The sequence below is a fragment of the Halorubrum trapanicum genome, assembly GCF_002355655.1.
In the GTDB taxonomy this organism is placed as follows: domain Archaea; phylum Halobacteriota; class Halobacteria; order Halobacteriales; family Haloferacaceae; genus Halorubrum; species Halorubrum trapanicum_A.
The window spans coordinates 515,460-530,900 of sequence record NZ_AP017569.1 but is presented as its reverse complement, the minus strand read 5'-3'; the positions used below and the strand labels follow the sequence as shown (position 1 = coordinate 530,900).

13 protein-coding genes are annotated in these 15,441 nt (G+C 69.5%); 9 read left to right on the top strand and 4 right to left on the bottom strand.

Features of this window, described 5'->3' with window-relative positions:
• Window positions 1-23: 23 nt before the first annotated feature.
• Window positions 24-941 (top strand): transcriptional regulator TbsP domain-containing protein, encoded by a 918-nt coding sequence (locus tag CPZ01_RS02580; RefSeq protein WP_096393288.1) that lies wholly within the window; start codon window positions 24-26, stop codon window positions 939-941.
• Window positions 942-983: 42 nt separating this feature from the next.
• On the opposite strand, the gene CPZ01_RS02575 is transcribed toward CPZ01_RS02580, so the two are convergent.
• Window positions 984-2,504, bottom strand: a complete 1,521-nt coding sequence (locus CPZ01_RS02575; RefSeq protein WP_096393287.1) for an aldehyde dehydrogenase family protein — start codon at window positions 2,502-2,504, stop codon at window positions 984-986.
• 89 nt (window positions 2,505-2,593) lie between these two features.
• On the opposite strand from CPZ01_RS02575, the gene CPZ01_RS02570 reads away from it, so the two are divergent.
• Entirely contained in the window at window positions 2,594-3,331 is a 738-nt protein-coding gene (locus CPZ01_RS02570; protein WP_092921624.1) for a helix-turn-helix domain-containing protein, read from the top strand.
• A 643-nt stretch (window positions 3,332-3,974) separates the two neighbouring features.
• Here the strand turns inward: CPZ01_RS02570 and CPZ01_RS02565 are convergent.
• Window positions 3,975-4,841, bottom strand: a complete 867-nt coding sequence (locus tag CPZ01_RS02565; RefSeq protein ID WP_096393286.1) for a proline dehydrogenase family protein — start codon at window positions 4,839-4,841, stop codon at window positions 3,975-3,977.
• A 181-nt stretch (window positions 4,842-5,022) separates the two neighbouring features.
• Between CPZ01_RS02565 and CPZ01_RS02560 the strand changes: the two genes are divergently transcribed.
• Genes CPZ01_RS02560 through CPZ01_RS02535 form a run of 6 tightly spaced genes read left to right on the top strand, consistent with a single transcriptional unit; the run spans window position 5,023 to window position 10,979 of the window.
• Window positions 5,023-6,330: an ABC transporter substrate-binding protein gene (locus CPZ01_RS02560; protein ID WP_096393285.1), complete on the top strand. Its 1,308-nt coding sequence runs from the start codon at window positions 5,023-5,025 to the stop codon at window positions 6,328-6,330.
• Between the two features lie 9 nt (window positions 6,331-6,339).
• Window positions 6,340-7,299, top strand: coding sequence for a branched-chain amino acid ABC transporter permease (locus CPZ01_RS02555; protein ID WP_096393284.1), 960 nt, complete (start codon window positions 6,340-6,342; stop codon window positions 7,297-7,299).
• Window positions 7,296-8,477: a branched-chain amino acid ABC transporter permease gene (locus tag CPZ01_RS02550; protein ID WP_092921616.1), complete on the top strand. Its 1,182-nt coding sequence runs from the start codon at window positions 7,296-7,298 to the stop codon at window positions 8,475-8,477. Before CPZ01_RS02555 ends, CPZ01_RS02550 begins: the two co-directional genes overlap by 4 nt.
• Window positions 8,470-9,252, top strand: a complete 783-nt coding sequence (locus CPZ01_RS02545; protein ID WP_096396100.1) for an ABC transporter ATP-binding protein — start codon at window positions 8,470-8,472, stop codon at window positions 9,250-9,252. Before CPZ01_RS02550 ends, CPZ01_RS02545 begins: the two co-directional genes overlap by 8 nt.
• Entirely contained in the window at window positions 9,249-10,013 is a 765-nt protein-coding gene (locus CPZ01_RS02540) for an ABC transporter ATP-binding protein (protein ID WP_172863919.1), read from the top strand. Before CPZ01_RS02545 ends, CPZ01_RS02540 begins: the two co-directional genes overlap by 4 nt.
• Before the next feature lie 33 nt (window positions 10,014-10,046).
• The gene (locus CPZ01_RS02535) at window positions 10,047-10,979 is read left to right on the top strand and encodes a DMT family transporter (RefSeq protein WP_096393283.1); all 933 of its coding nucleotides are present in this window, start codon (window positions 10,047-10,049) and stop codon (window positions 10,977-10,979) included.
• Between the two features lie 25 nt (window positions 10,980-11,004).
• On the opposite strand, the gene CPZ01_RS02530 is transcribed toward CPZ01_RS02535, so the two are convergent.
• Together CPZ01_RS02530 and CPZ01_RS02525 are read right to left on the bottom strand one after the other, a co-directional pair.
• Window positions 11,005-11,802, bottom strand: a complete 798-nt coding sequence (locus CPZ01_RS02530) for an RIO1 family regulatory kinase/ATPase domain-containing protein (RefSeq protein ID WP_096393282.1) — start codon at window positions 11,800-11,802, stop codon at window positions 11,005-11,007.
• Window positions 11,803-11,849: 47 nt separating this feature from the next.
• On the bottom strand, window positions 11,850-14,153 hold the full coding sequence (locus CPZ01_RS02525) for a beta-glucosidase family protein (RefSeq protein WP_096393281.1): 2,304 nt from the start codon (window positions 14,151-14,153) through the stop codon (window positions 11,850-11,852).
• 105 nt (window positions 14,154-14,258) lie between these two features.
• Between CPZ01_RS02525 and CPZ01_RS02520 the strand changes: the two genes are divergently transcribed.
• Window positions 14,259-15,407 carry an acyl-CoA dehydrogenase family protein gene (locus CPZ01_RS02520; RefSeq protein WP_096393280.1) on the top strand — a complete coding sequence of 383 codons (1,149 nt, stop codon included), beginning with the start codon at window positions 14,259-14,261 and terminating at the stop codon, window positions 15,405-15,407.
• Window positions 15,408-15,441 lie beyond the last annotated feature (34 nt).

The following is a 15,441-nucleotide window of genomic DNA, read 5'->3' as shown; positions in this document are numbered from 1 at the left end:
CGTCGCGCCCGTAGGTTCGGTCGATGGCGACCGGTCCCGCGCTCCCCTCGACCCCGGAGCCGCTCCCGCTGGGCGCGCTCTCGGACCCGATCCTCGTGGACCCCGGACCGCGGCTGCTCCGCGCGGTCGTCGAGGCGTACGGCGAGGCCGCCCCGGCGCTCGTCGAGCCGAGCGTCGCGGATCTGGCGAGCGAGGCCGACGGGGCAGACGGGACCGACGGGGCCGGCGACCACGGACCGTCCGAGATCCCGACGCTGAACGTGTTCGCGGGCGAGGCCGCTGTCGACGTCGCGACGGCCGGATTCCGGCCGGCGAGCCGACTCGCGGCGCTCCTCGACGCCGACGTAATCGACCTCCGCGTCATCGACGCGCCGCAGCCGAACCCGGTGCTCGCTGGCGAGGAGACGGGGTTCGCGCTGGTGGAATCGGAGGACCGTGAAGCGGCCGGAGAGGCGAGTCGGTGGCACCGTGTCGGCGACGACGCCTCGCTCCGCGAGCGGTACGCCTCGGCGTTCGCGGCGGCCGAGCCGTACGGGCTCCGGACGCCGAGCCGGCGACGCGTGTTCGAGGGGTTCGCGGGGCGGTGCGACGAGTCTGTCGCGGCCGCGGTGCTCCGCGCGCTCGACGTGGCGGCGAATCCGGACGCCGCGGGGACCGACGGGCCCGACTCCGAGGAGACCCGCGTCCGCGCCTACGCGGTCGGCGCCCGCGAAGGTCTCCTCGACCGCACCCTCCGGCGGGCCTGCGAGGAGGCGGGGCTCGGGAGCCCCTCGACGTTCACGCGGATAAAGCGGCTCCTTCGCGAGGCCGACCTGATCGAGACCGCGTCCGAGCCGCAGCCGGTCGGGCGGCCGCGAGAGCGGCTCGCGGCTCGCGGCGCGCTCGCGGGGGCCGAGACCCCCGAAGAGACGGTCGCGGCGGTTCGCGGCGTGGCGGAGTGAGAAGCGTTCTAACGCCCATCTCCGGGCGTCATCCCGGAAAGGTTAGTCGTCTTTCGTCTTGATGTCCGCGGAGAGCCCCTGGGCCATCTCGATCTCCTTCGAGTTGTTCAGGGTCCACGCGGTGCGGTCGGTGACGGCCTCGATCGCCTCCCGGGCGGAGGGGTAGCCGTTGCCGGACTTCTTCACGCCGCCGAAGGGGAGCTGGACCTCGGCGCCGATGCACGGGAGGTTCCCGTACGCCAGCCCCAGCTCGGCGTGGTCGCGGTAGTAGTTTATCTGCCGGTAATCCTCGGAGATGATCGCGCCCGCCAGCCCGTAGTCGGTGTCGTTCTGGATCTCCACGGCCTCCTCGATGTCGCCGTCGTACTCCATGAGCGCGACGTGAGGCCCGAACACCTCCTCCCGAGTACACGTCAGGTCGGCGTGGGCGTCGGCCTCGTAGACGAACGGACCGACCCAGTAGCCGTCCTCGTGGCCGTCCGGGATCTCTTCGTCGTCGAGCTCGGTCCGGTCGACGAGTACGTTCACGCCCTCCTCGCGGGCCGCCTCGTTGTTCCGGGTGACCTTCTCGCGGTGTTCCGCCTCGATGAGCGGCCCCATGAAGGTGTCCTCGTCGAGGGGGTCGCCGACCGCGACCGACTCCGCGACCTCGACGAACCGCGCTTTGAACTCGTCGTACACGTCCGTGTGGACGATCAGGCGCTCGGAGGAGACGCAGCGCTGGCCGGTGGTCTTGAAGGAGGACATCACCGCGGAGTGGACCGCGACGTCGAGGTCCGCCTCCTCGGTGACCACGACGGCGTTCTTGCCGCCCATCTCGCAGGCCGCGCGCTTGCCGGCGACGCCGCCGAGCTTCTCCTGGATGTGGTGGCCGACCTCCGCCGAGCCGGTGAAAAGCACCGTCGAGACGTCGTCGTGCTCGACGATCGCGTTGCCCGCGTCACCGAACCCCTGTACCATGTTGAAGACGCCGTCGGGGATCCCGGCGTCGTCGAACATCTCCGCGATGATCTGCGCGCACCACGGCGTCTGCTCGGCCGGCTTGAACACGACGGGGTTCCCCTCGACCAGCGCGATGGCCATGTGCCAGTAGGGGATCGCGACCGGGAAGTTCCACGGCGTGATGCAGCCGGTGACGCCGCGCGGCTTCCGACGCATGTACGCGTCCTTCGAGGGGATCTCCGAGGGGACGATGTCGCCCTTCGGGTGGCGGGCGTCGCCCGCGGCCCACTCGACCATGTGCGCGGCCTCGACCACGTCCGCTCTCCCCTCGCTTATCTCCTTGCCGCACTCCTTGGTGACGATCTCTCCGAGCTCGTCCGTGCGGTCGCGGAGCTCGTGGTACACGTCCCAGAGGTACTCCGCGCGCTGGATCCGCGAGAGCTCGCGCCACTCCTCGAACGCCGCGTCCGCGGCGTCGACCGCGCGGTCGATGTCTTCGGGGGTTCCCTGACGAAACTCCCCGAGCGTCTCTCCGGTCGCGGGGTTCTCGCTCTCGAAGGTCTCGGACCCGTCGCCGTCGACCCATTCGCCGTCGATGTAGTGCTGGTAGGGCTGCGCCATGTTCGGCACATCCCGTCGGCACGTCCAAATAACCCACCCTACCATGGTCGGCAGGGTCTTTGTCATGTGGTGCCAAGGAAAGGTGAACAATGGCGACAACCGACGCGGACGGGGCGGGAGAGTGGGCCGGAACCAGGCTCACGCTGGACCTGTGGCATCCGAACTGCTGGGCGATCGAGGCGACGAAAAAGACCGGCGGTGGCGTCCTCGCACACGCGATATACAACTCACCGAGGGCCGAGAGCGACGCGCCGAACACGGTGAACGGCCTGTTCACGGCGTTCGGAGACACGAACGAGGAGGTCGAAGCGCTGCTCGACGCGATCCGCGAGTCCGACCGCGCGGGGAACCTGCTCGAACTACAGGAGCGGTTCGGGCGCGCTCGGGACGCCCCGGGAAACGTCGTTCGCGAGTTCTTCTTGGAGTACGACCCGGCGGACATGGTGTGCCCGACGCTGCTGGAGTACGGCTTCGTCCACAGCGCGCCGGTCCGGATCGAAGAGGGACGAGAGGAGTGGCAGGTGTGTTTCGTCGGGGAGCGCACGGAGATCCGGGAGTCCCTCGACGCGGTTCAGGAGGCGGCCGGCGCGGAGGTGACGGTGGAGTCGATGTCGTCGTCGGGGCACGCGGGGCGGACCCCCCGCGAGCAGCGGCTCGACACGCTGACCACGACCCAGCGGAAGGTGTACGAACACGCCCGCGATGCGGGCTACTACGAGTGGCCCCGAGAGGCGTCGACGCGCGAGCTCGCCGACGACCTGAACGTCTCGAAGACGACGCTGCTCGAACACCTTCGGAAGGCGGAGTCGAAGCTGCTGGACCCCTAATCGGCGGTGTCGACAGCGGAGCGAGTGTTACGGAGCGTCAGTTGCGATACGATATTTAAATACCCGCAAGTGGCGGCGACGAGTGCTTATAAATGAAGGCGGTGGCACGTGCCGGTGAGCGCCGCACCGCGGCGCGAACCGCACGCGCGAGGGAGTCGGGCGCGACGAGGGCGACCGGAGGGAGCCCGAAGGACGCGCCCGACGAGGTTGGGGAGGGATGAGGCTGCGGTGCTGTGCGGTCGGGTGGGACTCAAAGGGGCAGCCGCGAGGCGGGCGCACGCTCGCTGTCGTTCGAGACGCCGAGGGCGTCTCGTGATGACGAGAGAGCTTTGCTCTCTCGAACCACGCTCCTCACTCGGTCGCTACCGCTCCCTCCCTGCGGTGCTTGCGTCGCCTGCGCCCGCCTCGCGGCTGGGGCTTTGGAGGTACTCGCCACCGATCTGCTGGTAGCTATTTATAAATAAGCCGTTGAGGCTTTGGAGGTACTCTCCGTCGATCTACTGTCAGTTATTTATATGCGAGCGGCTGGGGCTTTGGCGGTGTCCGTTGTCGATCCATCAATCACTTATAAACAGTTGACCGCAACACCACGCTCTGATTGATAAATCGTAACGCCCGATCGCCGGTCTCTGACCCAGTTCGTTCAGCTCCCGACGACCGCGCGCAGCGCGAACAGCGCGTTCGACTTGCGCTCCCGGATCCGCCGGTAGAAGTAGGAGAACCACTTGGAGCCGTACGGGATGTACTGGTAGACTTTCACGTCGTCTTCGGCGGCGAGTTCGAACTGCGCCGACTCCCGGACGCCGGTCAGCATCTGTACTTCGTAGGAGGTCCCGTGTTCGGCGTACAGCTCCGTCGCGTACTCTATCATCGCGGGGTCGTGGCTCCCGACGGCGACGCCGTCGTCGAACGCCTCGAACATGTAGGCGAGGCAGTCGCGGTACGACTCGTCGACTCGCGCCTTCTTTTTATAAGAGATCTCGGCCGGCTCGTCGTACGCGCCCTTGACGAGTCGGACCTTCCCCGGGAGGTCGGCGAGCCGTTCGAGATCCTCGCGGGTCCGCTTCAGGTTCGCCTGCACGCAGACGCCGACGTTGCCGTCCGTCTCGACCGCGTGCCGTTCGAACGCGTCGAGCGTCACGTCGGTGGTCTCGTGGTCCTCCATGTCGATCCAGACGAACGTGCCCGTCCCGTCGGACCCGGTCGCCGCCGGGGCGTTGGCCGCCTCGACGATGCGCGCGAGGTTCTCTTCGAAGACGTCGTCGCCGACGTCGAGGCCGATCTGGCTCGATTTGACGGAGACGCAGGCGTCGACGCCGCGCTCCGCGATCGCCTCGACGAGGTCGACGTACGCGTCGGCGTCGGCGTCGGCGGGGGGCCGTTCCTCGTAGTGTTCGCCGAGCAGGTTCAGGATGCCGGCCACGCCGCGGTCGTTAAGCCCCTCGACGTGAGCGAGCGCCGCCTCCGGCGTCTCGCCGGCGACAAAGTTGCTCGCGATGGGCGGTATCATACGATCACCGCGGATCCGAAGCGGTATATATTGGTACCCGACCAATTGTTCCGAAAATAAATTTCTGTATAAAATGTATTCACTGCCACTACCTGCTGATTCACCGATCTGTCCCGCTCGTCCCGACCATGGACGGGCCGGGGTTAAGGTAGCCGAATGTGCTCGGGACTATCGGAAACATATGTCACGAGATACCACGGACACGACGGACCGGCGAACGCTGCTGAAGCTGACCGGCGGTGCGGGGCTCGTCGGACTGTCGGGCTGTCTCAGTACGACCGACGACGGGGGCGAGGGCAGCGACGGCGGCGACGGCGGCGAGGGCGGCGAGGGCGACGACGGCGGCGAGGGCGACGACGGGGGAGACTCGACCGAGGCCTACGAGATCGGGATGGTCGACTCCCAGACCGGGTCGCTGTCGGCGTTCGGCGAGCGGAACCAGCGCGGCGTCAACCTCGCCCTCTCGCGCGTCAACGAGATCGGCATCAACGGGCGAGACCTCGACATCGTCGTCGAGGACTCCGAGAGCGAGAACCAGGGCGGGATCGCGGCCGCCCAGAAGCTCGTCAATCAGGACGGCGTGCCGTTCCTGATCGGCGCGGTCGGCTCCGGCGTCTCGCTGGCCATCTACGAGAGCGTCATCGAGGGGACCGACATCGTTCAGCTGAGTCAGAACTCCACCGGACTCAACCTCACAGAATTCCCGGGACTGCTCCGGATGTCGCCGTCGGGACGGAGCCAGTCGCTCGCGCTCTCGAACCTCATCACCGACGACGGCTACGACGAGGTGGCGATCACCTACGTCAACAACGACTACGGCCAGAGCCTCACGGACGCGTTCGTCGACGCGTACGACGGCGAGGTCGTCTACAACACGCCCCACGACCAGGACCAGCAGTCGTACTCCAGCGTCATCTCGGAGATGAACAGCTCCGGCGCCGACGCGTGGCTGTTCATCACCTACCAGGCCGAATTCGCGACGATGGTCAACGAGGTGTACTCCTCGGGGTACGAGGCGCAGTTCTACGGCGCCGACTCCGTCTCCGGCGACAACGTCTTAGAGAACACCCCCGATGGGAGCATCGAGGGGATGAAGATCGTCGTTCCGTCCGCGCCCGTCGAGGAGGAGAACTACCAGTCGTTCGCGGACGCCTTCGAGTCCGAGTACGGCCGGCAGCCGACCTCGTGGGCGGCGTACGCGTACGACTGCGTGATCAACGCCGCGCTCGCGATTCAGGCCGCCGACGAGTTCTCCGGCGCGGCGCTTCAGGACACCGTCCGGCGCGTCTCCGGTCCGGAGGGCGAGGAAGTGACCTCGTTCGAGGCCGCCAGCCAGATCCTCGCGGACGGCGGCGGCCCGGACGACGTCGACTACCAGGGGGTCAGCGGCCCCATCAACTTCGACGAGAACGGGGACCCGGTCGGCTTCCTTCAGGTCCTAGAGGTCCAGGACCACGCGTACGAAGGCATCGACTTCATCGAAGGCTAATTCCGACCGATGACCGTCCTCGGATACCTGGCCAACGGGTTGGTGTTCAGCAGCATCATCGTCCTCGGCAGCATCGGGCTGTCGCTGGTGTACAGCATCGCGGACTTCGCGAACTTCGCGCACGGCGACACGATGACGATCGGCGCGTACTCGGCGCTCGTGACCTTCGGCGCCGTCGGCGGGCTCGGCGGCGCGGTGTTGGGGCTCCCGTACGGCTTCTTCCTGGCCTTGGTCGTCGGGATCGCCGTGGCCGCGGTCGTGGCGGTCGCCACCGAGAAGCTCATCTACGAACCGCTCGACGTCGGCTCGATCGGCCTGCTGATCACGTCGATCGGGATCGCGTTCATCTACCGCGCGGTGATCCAGATCCGGTTCGGCTCCGACTTCACTCGGTTCGACGTCCGGCCGCTGCGGCCGATCGAGGCCCTGGTACCGTACGGCGTCCGGATAACGCTCCACGACGTCGCGATATTCGGATCGGCGGTGGCGCTCGTCGTCGGGCTCCACGTCCTGCTCCAGTACACCGACCTCGGTCGGAAGATGCGCGCGATGGCGGACAACCCCGACCTCGCGCGGGTCAGCGGTATCCGGACGAAGCGGGTCAAGCTCTGGACGTGGGTCATCGGCGCCGGGCTCGCCGGCGCGGGCGGCGTGTTCCTCGGGCTCTTCAACCAGCTCGCGCCCCGGATGGGCTTTAACCTGCTGCTGGTGATATTCGCAGCGGTGATCCTCGGCGGGATAGGCTCCGTCTACGGCGCGATGGCGGGCGGGTTCCTCATCGGCATGATAAATCAGCTAACGCCGTTCTTCTCCAACGTGGTCGAGGCGCTACCGATCCGTCCGAACTGGCTCGCGACACTGATCGAGAACCTGGTCACCATCGAGTACGCGAACGCGATCGCGTTCGTGATCATGGTCGTCGTGCTGTTGGTCCGCCCCAACGGGATCGCCGGGGAGGGTGCGACATGAGTCTCCTCGACGACCCGAAAGCGGCGTTCGCCGACCTGACCCGCCCGGAGTGGTGGGTGCTCGGCGTCAGCGTCGCGTTCCTGCTGTTCCTCTTCGTCGCGATGCTCACCGGCGGGCTCAGCCCGACGTACTTCCTGTTCCTCGTCGGACTGGCGGGGATGTACGCGCTGTTGTCCTTCGGCCTGAACGCCCAGTGGGGGTTCACGGGCCTGATCAACTTCAGCGTCGCCGCGTTCTTCGGCATCGGAGCGTACGGCACTGCGCTGATGACCGCGAGCGGCTCGCCGATAGCGGGGGGGTTCAACCCCCTCGTCGGGCTCGCCGTCGCGCTCGTCGTCGCGTTCGTGCTGGCGCTGCTGATCGGTATCCCGACGCTCCGGCTCCGGGCCGACTACCTCGCCATCGCGTCGCTCGGACTCGCGGAGGTCGTGCGGCTGATCGTACTCAACGAGCGGTGGCTGACGAACGGCAGCGCGGGCCTTCGCGGTATCCCCGGATTCTTCGTCGGGTGGCCGGTGCTCTCGACGTTCCCCGAAGCGATGCCGGGACTCCGGTTGGAGGTAGTACCCGGGTCGCCGGTGTTCCTCGAAACGCCGTTCTGGCAGGCGTCGCTGAACGGCCTGTTGGTGGTGGCGTTCGCGGGGGGCGCGTACCTCGTACTCAGGCGTGCGCACCGGTCGCCGTGGGGGCGCGTGCTGCGCACGATCCGCTCCGACGAGGACCTCGCGCGGGCGCTGGGCAAGAACACCTACTCGTTCAAGATGCAGTCGTTCGTCCTCGGCAGCCTGATCATGGCGCTGGCCGGCGTGTTCTACGCGCATCTGAATCTCTACGTCGGGCCGGGCGACCTGGACCCGATCACGACGTTCTACGCGTGGGTCGCGGTAATCCTCGGCGGCAGCGGCTCCAACCGCGGGGCGCTGTTCGGCGGTGTCGTCATCGTCACGATCCGCGAGGGGACGCGCTTCCTGAACGACGTGGCGCTCCCGATAGACCCCGCGCCGCTACGGCTGCTGTTGATCGGCGTCGTCATCGTCGCCGTCATGCGCTACCGGCCTCAGGGGGTCCTTCCGCCGCAGCGGGAGCTGATCTGGCCGAGCGCCGTCGACGGGGGCGGAACGCCCGAGACGCCGGACAGCGGCGTCCGCGAGCGCAAGGGAGGTGGCGGCGATGAGTGACGCCGACACCGAGAACGTCGTCCTCCGCGTCGACGACCTCCAGAAGTCGTTCGGCGGGCTCGCGGCGACCGACCACGCCACCTTCGACGTCGAGCGCGGGACGATCACTGGCCTCATCGGTCCGAACGGGGCCGGCAAGTCGACCATCTTCAACCTCATCTCCGGGTTCTACGAGCCGGACGGGGGGACGGTCGAGGTGAACGGGACGGACGTGACCGGCATGGAGCCGTACGAGGTCGCCGAGCGCGGCCTCGTCAGGACGTTCCAGACGCCCCGGAAGCTGGAGGGGATGACGGTGCGCGAGGCGATGCTGGTCGGGCCGCGGAAGCAGCCCGGCGAGTCGTTCCTCACGCTGTTCACCTCGCCCGGCACGGTCGCCGAGAGCGAGTCGGCCAACCTCGCCGAGGCGGAGCGGATCTTGGAGGAGTTCGAGATCGACCACCTCGCGACCCAGCCCGCCACCGACATCTCCGGCGGGCAGATGAAGCTCGTCGAGCTCGCGCGGGCGATGCTCGCCGAGCCGGAGGTGCTGCTGCTCGACGAGCCCGTGGCGGGGGTGAACCCGACGCTGGCGAAGAAGCTCAAAGAACAGATCCGGCGGCTCAACGAGCAGGGGACGACGTTCCTGCTCATCGAACACGACATGGAGTTCGTGATGGACTTGGCGGACCCGATCGTCGTCTTAGATCAGGGACACGTCCTCACCGAGGGGCCGCCGCACTCGGTCCGCAACGACCAGCGCGTCATCGACGCGTACCTCGGAGGCGGCGCATGAGCGACGGAATGACGGACGACACGACCGGGGCCGCGGACGGGCCTCACGGCGGAACCGATCCCGTGCTCTCGCTGTCGGGCGTCGACAGCGGGTACGGCGAGGTACAGGTGCTCGACGACTGCTCGGTCCGGCTCAATCCGGGCGAGATCGTCTGTCTGGTCGGCCCGAACGGCGCCGGCAAGTCGACGGTCCTCAAGACCGCGTTCGGGATGTTGACCCCGTGGACGGGGACCGTGGAGTACCACGGCCGCGACATCGGCGGGATGGCGCCCGAGGAGATCGTCCGCGAGGGGATCGGCTACGTCCCCCAGACCGACAACGTGTTCGGCTCGCTGACGATCGACGAGAACCTCCGGATGGGCGGCGTCGCCCGCGACGGGGGGCTCGAAGAGGTGATCGAGACGCTGTACGACCGGTTCCCGATCATCGACGAGAAGCGCGGCTCGAAGGCGAAGACGCTCTCCGGCGGCCAGCGCCAGGTGCTCGCGTTCGCCCGCGCCCTGGTGATGGAGCCCGACGTGCTGCTCATCGACGAGCCCTCCGCGGGGCTCGCCCCCAACACGGCCGACGACGTGTTCGAGGACGTCCGGGAGGTCAACGACATGGACACGGCGATCCTCATGGTCGAGCAGAACGTGACGAAGGGGCTCGGCATCTCCGACCGCGGCTACGTCCTCGATCAGGGGACCGTCCGGTTCGAGGGGACGCCGGAGGAGCTGCTGAACGACGAGGAGGTCTCCCAGCTGTACCTGGGCGGCTGAGTCCTCTCCCGGCTCGCCTCCCGATTCCACTCAATGCCCACGTTCGGACGGTACGCGTTCGCCCTCGCGCCCCTCGCAGCCGCGGCGCTGTGGGGCGGGATGTACGTCGTCAGCAAGTGGGGGTTCGCGCTGATCCCGCCGGTGACGCTCGGGTTCCTCCGGGTCGCGCTGGGCGCCGGGACGCTCTGGCTCGTCGTCGCCGGCCGCGGCGACGCCGCGCCGTCGCGCGAGGAGTGGCCGACGTTCGCGGCGCTCGGCGGCTGGGTGACCCTGACGGTCGCCACGCAGTTCGTCGGCACGGAGCTGACGAACGCCAGCCAGGGCTCGCTTTTGACCGTCCTCACCCCGGTGTTCACCGTCGCGCTGGGGGCGCTCGTGCTCGGAGAGCGCGTCACGCCGGCGAAGGCGGGAGGGATGACGCTCGCGGGCGTCGGCACGGCGGTCGTCCTCGCCGGGCGGTACGAGCTCGCGTCGATCGCCGCCGGCAACCTCCTCGGCGTGGCGCTGCTGCTCGTCGCGAGCGCGGCGTGGGCCGGGTACACGGTCTGGGGGCTCCGCGCGGTCAGGCGACACGGGGCGCTCCGCGCGGCGACGTACTCCTCGCTTGCGAGCGTCCCGATGCTCGGAGCCCTCGCGGCCGGCGAGCTGTGGTATCTCTGCCGCTCGCCGACCGAACTCCCGCTCACCGTCGAGTCGGCGGCCGCCGTGTCGTACCTCGGACTCGCGTCGACGGCGGCGGCGTGGTTCCTCTGGTACAAGGGACTGGAGTACGTCTCCGCCGGGACGGTCGCCGCGTTCTTCTTCGCACAGCCCGTCGTCGGCGCGGCGCTCGGGGCCGCGCTGCTCGGGGAGTCGCTCGGCCCGGACTTCCTCGCCGGCGGCGCGCTGATGGCCGTCGGCATCTGGATCGTCAGCCGCGAGCGCGCGGGTCCCGTCGACGGACCGGCGGACTCGACCGGGGACTGAGACGGGTATCGGCGGCGAGGAACCCCTACGCCGTGCGCTTCTCGAGTTCGCCCGTCAGCGTCGCAGCGTCGAAGTCGTGGTCCGGGCGGATCGCGACGAAGTCGAGGAACCGGCGCGCCGCGAGGAGCTCGTCGGGCGAGTAGCTCGTCAGCGCGGCCTCGATCGCGTCGGCCGCGCCGATCAGCGGCTCCAGCGCCGCGAGCGCGCTCGCGAGGTCGTAGGCGCGGGCCGCCTCGCGCCCGTCCTCGCTCACGCGGGTCGCGTCGATGACGTAGAGCTCGCCGTCCGCGACGAGGACGTTCTCGGCCCGGAGGTCGCCGTGGGCGAGCCCGGCGTCGTGGACCGTCCGGAGCGTGGCGAAGAGGTCGGGCGCCAGCCCGGCGACGGTCTCCGCGTCGAGCTCGCCGAGGGTGCGGAACTCGGGGAGGTACTCTAAAACGAGCACGCCGAGGCCGTCGACCTCGAACGCCTCGATCGGCTCGGGCGCGTTGACTCCGAGCTCGCGGACTCGCCGCGTCGCCTCCAGCTCGTGGCGCGCCATCTCGTACGGGGTCTCGTGGCGTTCGAAGAAGCCCTCCGTGCCGGCCGAGAACGCCCCGAGATTCCGCCCCGTCGTGAACAGCGCGTGGACGAGCGTGTTCTGTCGCGTGATCACCTTCACGAAGAGGTCGTCGTCGACGACCATCGGCGTCGACAGCCAGTTGTCTGCGTCGAGGAACCGCACGCGGGTCTCGTCGCGGTCGTACCGGTCCGCCAGCTCGCGCGCGACCCGCTCGATGTCGGGCCAGTCGACGCGACCGCGGACGAGCTGCCGGAACTCCATACCGGTGGAACGCGGCGACGACGCTTAAAAGGCGTCCTCGGGCGCCGTCACCGCTCGATCGTCGCGGAGCCGCGTCGGTCGCGCGAGGACCGGCCCACCTCGACGACGTGCTCCCCCGCGTCGACCGTCCACCCCGCGGAGGCGTCGTACCGCTCGAACGCGCGCTCGTCGAGCTCGATCTCGACCGTCGTCGACTCGCCGGGAGCGAGCTCGACCGCGGCGAACCCGCCGAGCTCGCGGGGCGGACGGATGCGCTCGTCGGGCGCGGCGGGCGCGGCGGGCGTGTCGGAGACGCCGACGTACGCCTGCACGACCTCCCGACCGGGTCTGGCGGCGACGTTCGAAAGCGTCGCCTCGACCGTCGACGGGCCGACCGCCTCGACGCCCTCGTACCGGAACTCGGCGTAGCTGTGACCGTGTCCGAAGGGGTAGGTCGGGCCGTCGCCGGTCGCGTCGAAGTGGCGGTAGCCGACGAGCAACCCCTCGTCGTACACCGCCTCCCCGTCGACGCCCGGGAAGCGGCGCTCGTCGGCCGTCGGATACGCGTCTTCGGGGGCGAACGTCACCGGGAGCCGCCCGCCGGGGTCGGCGTCGCCGTAGAGGACCGCCGCGGCCGCCTCGCCGTGCGCCTGTCCGGGGTACCAGCCCGCGAGGACCGCGTCGACGTCGTCGCGCCACGGCGTCTCGATCGGCCCGCTCGCGTTCGCGACGACGACGGTCCTGTCGGCGGCGTCGGCGACGGCGGCGATCAGGTCGTCCTGTCGCCCCGGGAGCCGGAGCGAGTCGCGGTCGGCGGCCTCGGTCGCGCGGTCGCGGACGAAGACGACGGCGACGTCCGCGCCGGCGGCCGCCGCCGCGGCCCCCTCGATATCGACCGATCGCTCGTCGTCCCCTTCGGCGTCGACGGCACCCGGATCGTCAGGACCGCCCTCGGGAGCGACCTCGTCCTCGCCGGGATCGCCCGCGCCGTCCATCGCCTCGAACATCGAGATCCCCTCGACGCGGGGCAGCCCGGGGGCGACGGTCACCGCTCCGTCGGCGCGCGCCTCGATCCCCTCGCGGGGGGTCGTCCGGACGAACGGCGTCACCTCGGAGGAGCCGCCGCCCCCGAGCAGCGCCTCGTCGACGTTCGGACCGACGACCGCGACGTCGGCGTCGTCCGCGAGCGGCAGGACGCCGTCGTTTTTCAGCAGGACGGTCCCGCGGGTCGCGACCGTCGCCGCGAGGTCGCGGTGTTCCGGGGTGTCGAGCGCGCCCGTCGTCGCGTCACCGCCCGCCTCGCCGTCGCCGCTCGCCTCGCCGTCGAGGTGCCCGACCGCGTCGAGCGACCGGAGGATCCGCGTCACCATGTCGTCGAGCCGAGACTCGGGCACGTCGCCGCGCTCGACCGCGGGACCGAGCTCCGTCGCGTATCGCCCACCGCTCGTCGGGTCCGGCATCCCGCCCGCGAACGGGGAGTCCGCGGCCGCGTCGAAGAGGCCCTCCGGGGCGGCTTCCTCCCCCGCGGCGCCTGCTCCCTCTGTCCCGTCCACCCCCGCCGCGTCGCCGTCCGTCGGTTCGACGCCGGCGTCGGGGGCGACCCCCATCGATTCGAGCAGCTCCTCGACCGAGGTACCGGGCATCTGGAGGTCGAGCCCGGCGTTCGCGCTGTCGACGACGCTCTCGGTGCCGAACCAGTCGGAGACGACGTAGCCGTCGAACCCCCACTCGCCCTTGAGTACGTCGGTGAGGAGTCTCTCGTGTTCGCTCGCGTACGTCCCGTTGACGCGGTTGTACGACGACATCACCGAGCCGGCGCCGGCCTCGACGGCGTCGCGGAACGCGGGCAGGTACAGCTCGCGGAGGACGGACTCGTCCACCCGGGCGCTGACCTCGGCGCGGCGGGTCTCCTGGCTGTTCGCGACGTAGTGTTTCGGCGTCGCGACGACGCCGGCGGACTGGATCCCCTCGGTCACCGCGGCCGCGAACGCGCCGGCGTGGACCGGGTCCTCGGAGAAGTACTCGAAGTTGCGTCCGCAGTGCGGCACTCGGATCAGGTTCGTTCCGGGGCCGAGGAGGACATCCTGCCCGCGCGCGGTCGCCTCACGGCCGAGGGCTCGCCCGAAGCGCTCGGCGAGGTCGGGGTCGAACGTCGCCGCGAGCGCCGGCGACGACGGGAAGGCGGTCGCCGGCTCGTCGGTCCGGACGCCGAGCGGGCCGTCGGTCAGCCTGATCGGCGGGATCCCGACGCGCTCCACGCCGGGGACGAACCCCGTCGCCGTCCCCTCGACGTCTTCGGCCCCGTGAACGAGGCCCACCTTCTCCGCGAGCGTCAGCTCCGCCACGACGGCCGCGATCCCGTCTCGGTCCATGTCGACCGAACTCGGCGAGGACGCACTTAGCTCTTTCAGCGGCGAGGCGTGCGGTCTAACACGGTCGTTCGCATCGTTTATGCCCGCCGGCCGCAATTCTTGCCCATGGACTTCGAGGTACCCGCCGAACATCGGATGATACGCGACACCGTCCGGGAGTTCTGCGAGGAGGAGATCGCGCCCATCGCGCAGGCAATCGAGGACGAACACCGGTTCCCCGAGGAGGTGTTCGACTCGCTCGCGGAGCTCGACGTGATGGGGATCCCAGTCTCCGAGGAGTACGGCGGCCTCGGCGGCGACCAGCTGATGTACGCCCTGGTCACGGAGGAGATCGGGCGCGTCTCCGGCGGGATCGGCCTCTCGTACGCCGCGCACACCTCGCTGGGCGCGAAACCGATCGAGCTGTTCGGCACCGACGAACAGAAGGAGCGGTGGCTCCGCCCGCTCGCGGAGGGCGAGAGGCTCGGCGCGTGGGCGCTCACGGAGCCGGGCAGCGGCTCGGACGCCTCCGACATGGACACGACCGCCGAGCACGACGCCGACGCGGGCGAGTACGTGCTCAACGGCACCAAGCAGTTCATCACGAACGCGAACGTCGCCAACTCGATCCTCGTGAAGGCCGTCACGGACCCCGAGGCCGGCTACGACGGCATTTCGACGTTCATCGTCGACCCGGAGAACGACGACGGCTTCGAGGTGACGACCGTCTGGGACAAGATGGGACTCAACTCCTCGCCGACCTGTGAGATCCAGTTGGACGACGTCCGGATCCCGGAAGACCGGCTCCTCGGCGAGGAGGGCGAAGGGTGGACACAGACGATGAAAACGCTCGACGGCGGACGGATCTCCATCGCCGCGCTCTCCGTGGGCCTCGCGCAGGGCGCCTACGAGGCCGCGAAGGAGTACGCGGGCGAGCGCGAGCAGTTCGGCAAGCCGATCGCGAAGTTCGACGCGATCCGCGACAAGGTGGTCCACATGCACCGTCAGATCGAGCGCGCCCGCCTGTTGACCCACCGCGCCGCGTCGAAGTACGACGCCGGCGAGTCGGTCACGCGCGAGTCCGCGCTCGCCAAGCTCGACGCCAGCGAGGCGGCCCGCGAGGTGGCCGAGGAGGCGGTCCAGACGCTCGGCGGCTACGGCTACACCACCGACTTCGCCCCGCAGCGCTTCTACCGCGACGCGAAGCTGATGGAGATCGGCGAGGGGACCAGCGAGATTCAACACGTCGTCATCGGCCGCGAGCTCGGCCTCTAGCGGGGAACCGGACCCCTCGGACCGTCGGCGCGGC

What these genes read in the sequence shown, in the direction of transcription:
- CPZ01_RS02540 (WP_172863919.1), top strand. Translation starts at nt 9,249, where the DNA reads ATGAGCGACGGAATGACGGACGACACGACCGGGGCCGCGGACGGGCCT.
- CPZ01_RS02545 (WP_096396100.1), top strand. Translation starts at nt 8,470, where the DNA reads ATGAGTGACGCCGACACCGAGAACGTCGTCCTCCGCGTCGACGACCTC.
- CPZ01_RS02520 (WP_096393280.1), top strand. Translation starts at nt 14,259, where the DNA reads ATGGACTTCGAGGTACCCGCCGAACATCGGATGATACGCGACACCGTC.
- CPZ01_RS02525 (WP_096393281.1), bottom strand. Translation starts at nt 14,153, where the DNA reads ATGGACCGAGACGGGATCGCGGCCGTCGTGGCGGAGCTGACGCTCGCG.
- CPZ01_RS02530 (WP_096393282.1), bottom strand. Translation starts at nt 11,802, where the DNA reads ATGGAGTTCCGGCAGCTCGTCCGCGGTCGCGTCGACTGGCCCGACATC.
- CPZ01_RS02570 (WP_092921624.1), top strand. Translation starts at nt 2,594, where the DNA reads ATGGCGACAACCGACGCGGACGGGGCGGGAGAGTGGGCCGGAACCAGG.
- CPZ01_RS02580 (WP_096393288.1), top strand. Translation starts at nt 24, where the DNA reads ATGGCGACCGGTCCCGCGCTCCCCTCGACCCCGGAGCCGCTCCCGCTG.
- CPZ01_RS02560 (WP_096393285.1), top strand. Translation starts at nt 5,023, where the DNA reads ATGTCACGAGATACCACGGACACGACGGACCGGCGAACGCTGCTGAAG.
- CPZ01_RS02535 (WP_096393283.1), top strand. Translation starts at nt 10,047, where the DNA reads ATGCCCACGTTCGGACGGTACGCGTTCGCCCTCGCGCCCCTCGCAGCC.
- CPZ01_RS02565 (WP_096393286.1), bottom strand. Translation starts at nt 4,841, where the DNA reads ATGATACCGCCCATCGCGAGCAACTTTGTCGCCGGCGAGACGCCGGAG.
- CPZ01_RS02555 (WP_096393284.1), top strand. Translation starts at nt 6,340, where the DNA reads ATGACCGTCCTCGGATACCTGGCCAACGGGTTGGTGTTCAGCAGCATC.
- CPZ01_RS02575 (WP_096393287.1), bottom strand. Translation starts at nt 2,504, where the DNA reads ATGGCGCAGCCCTACCAGCACTACATCGACGGCGAATGGGTCGACGGC.
- CPZ01_RS02550 (WP_092921616.1), top strand. Translation starts at nt 7,296, where the DNA reads ATGAGTCTCCTCGACGACCCGAAAGCGGCGTTCGCCGACCTGACCCGC.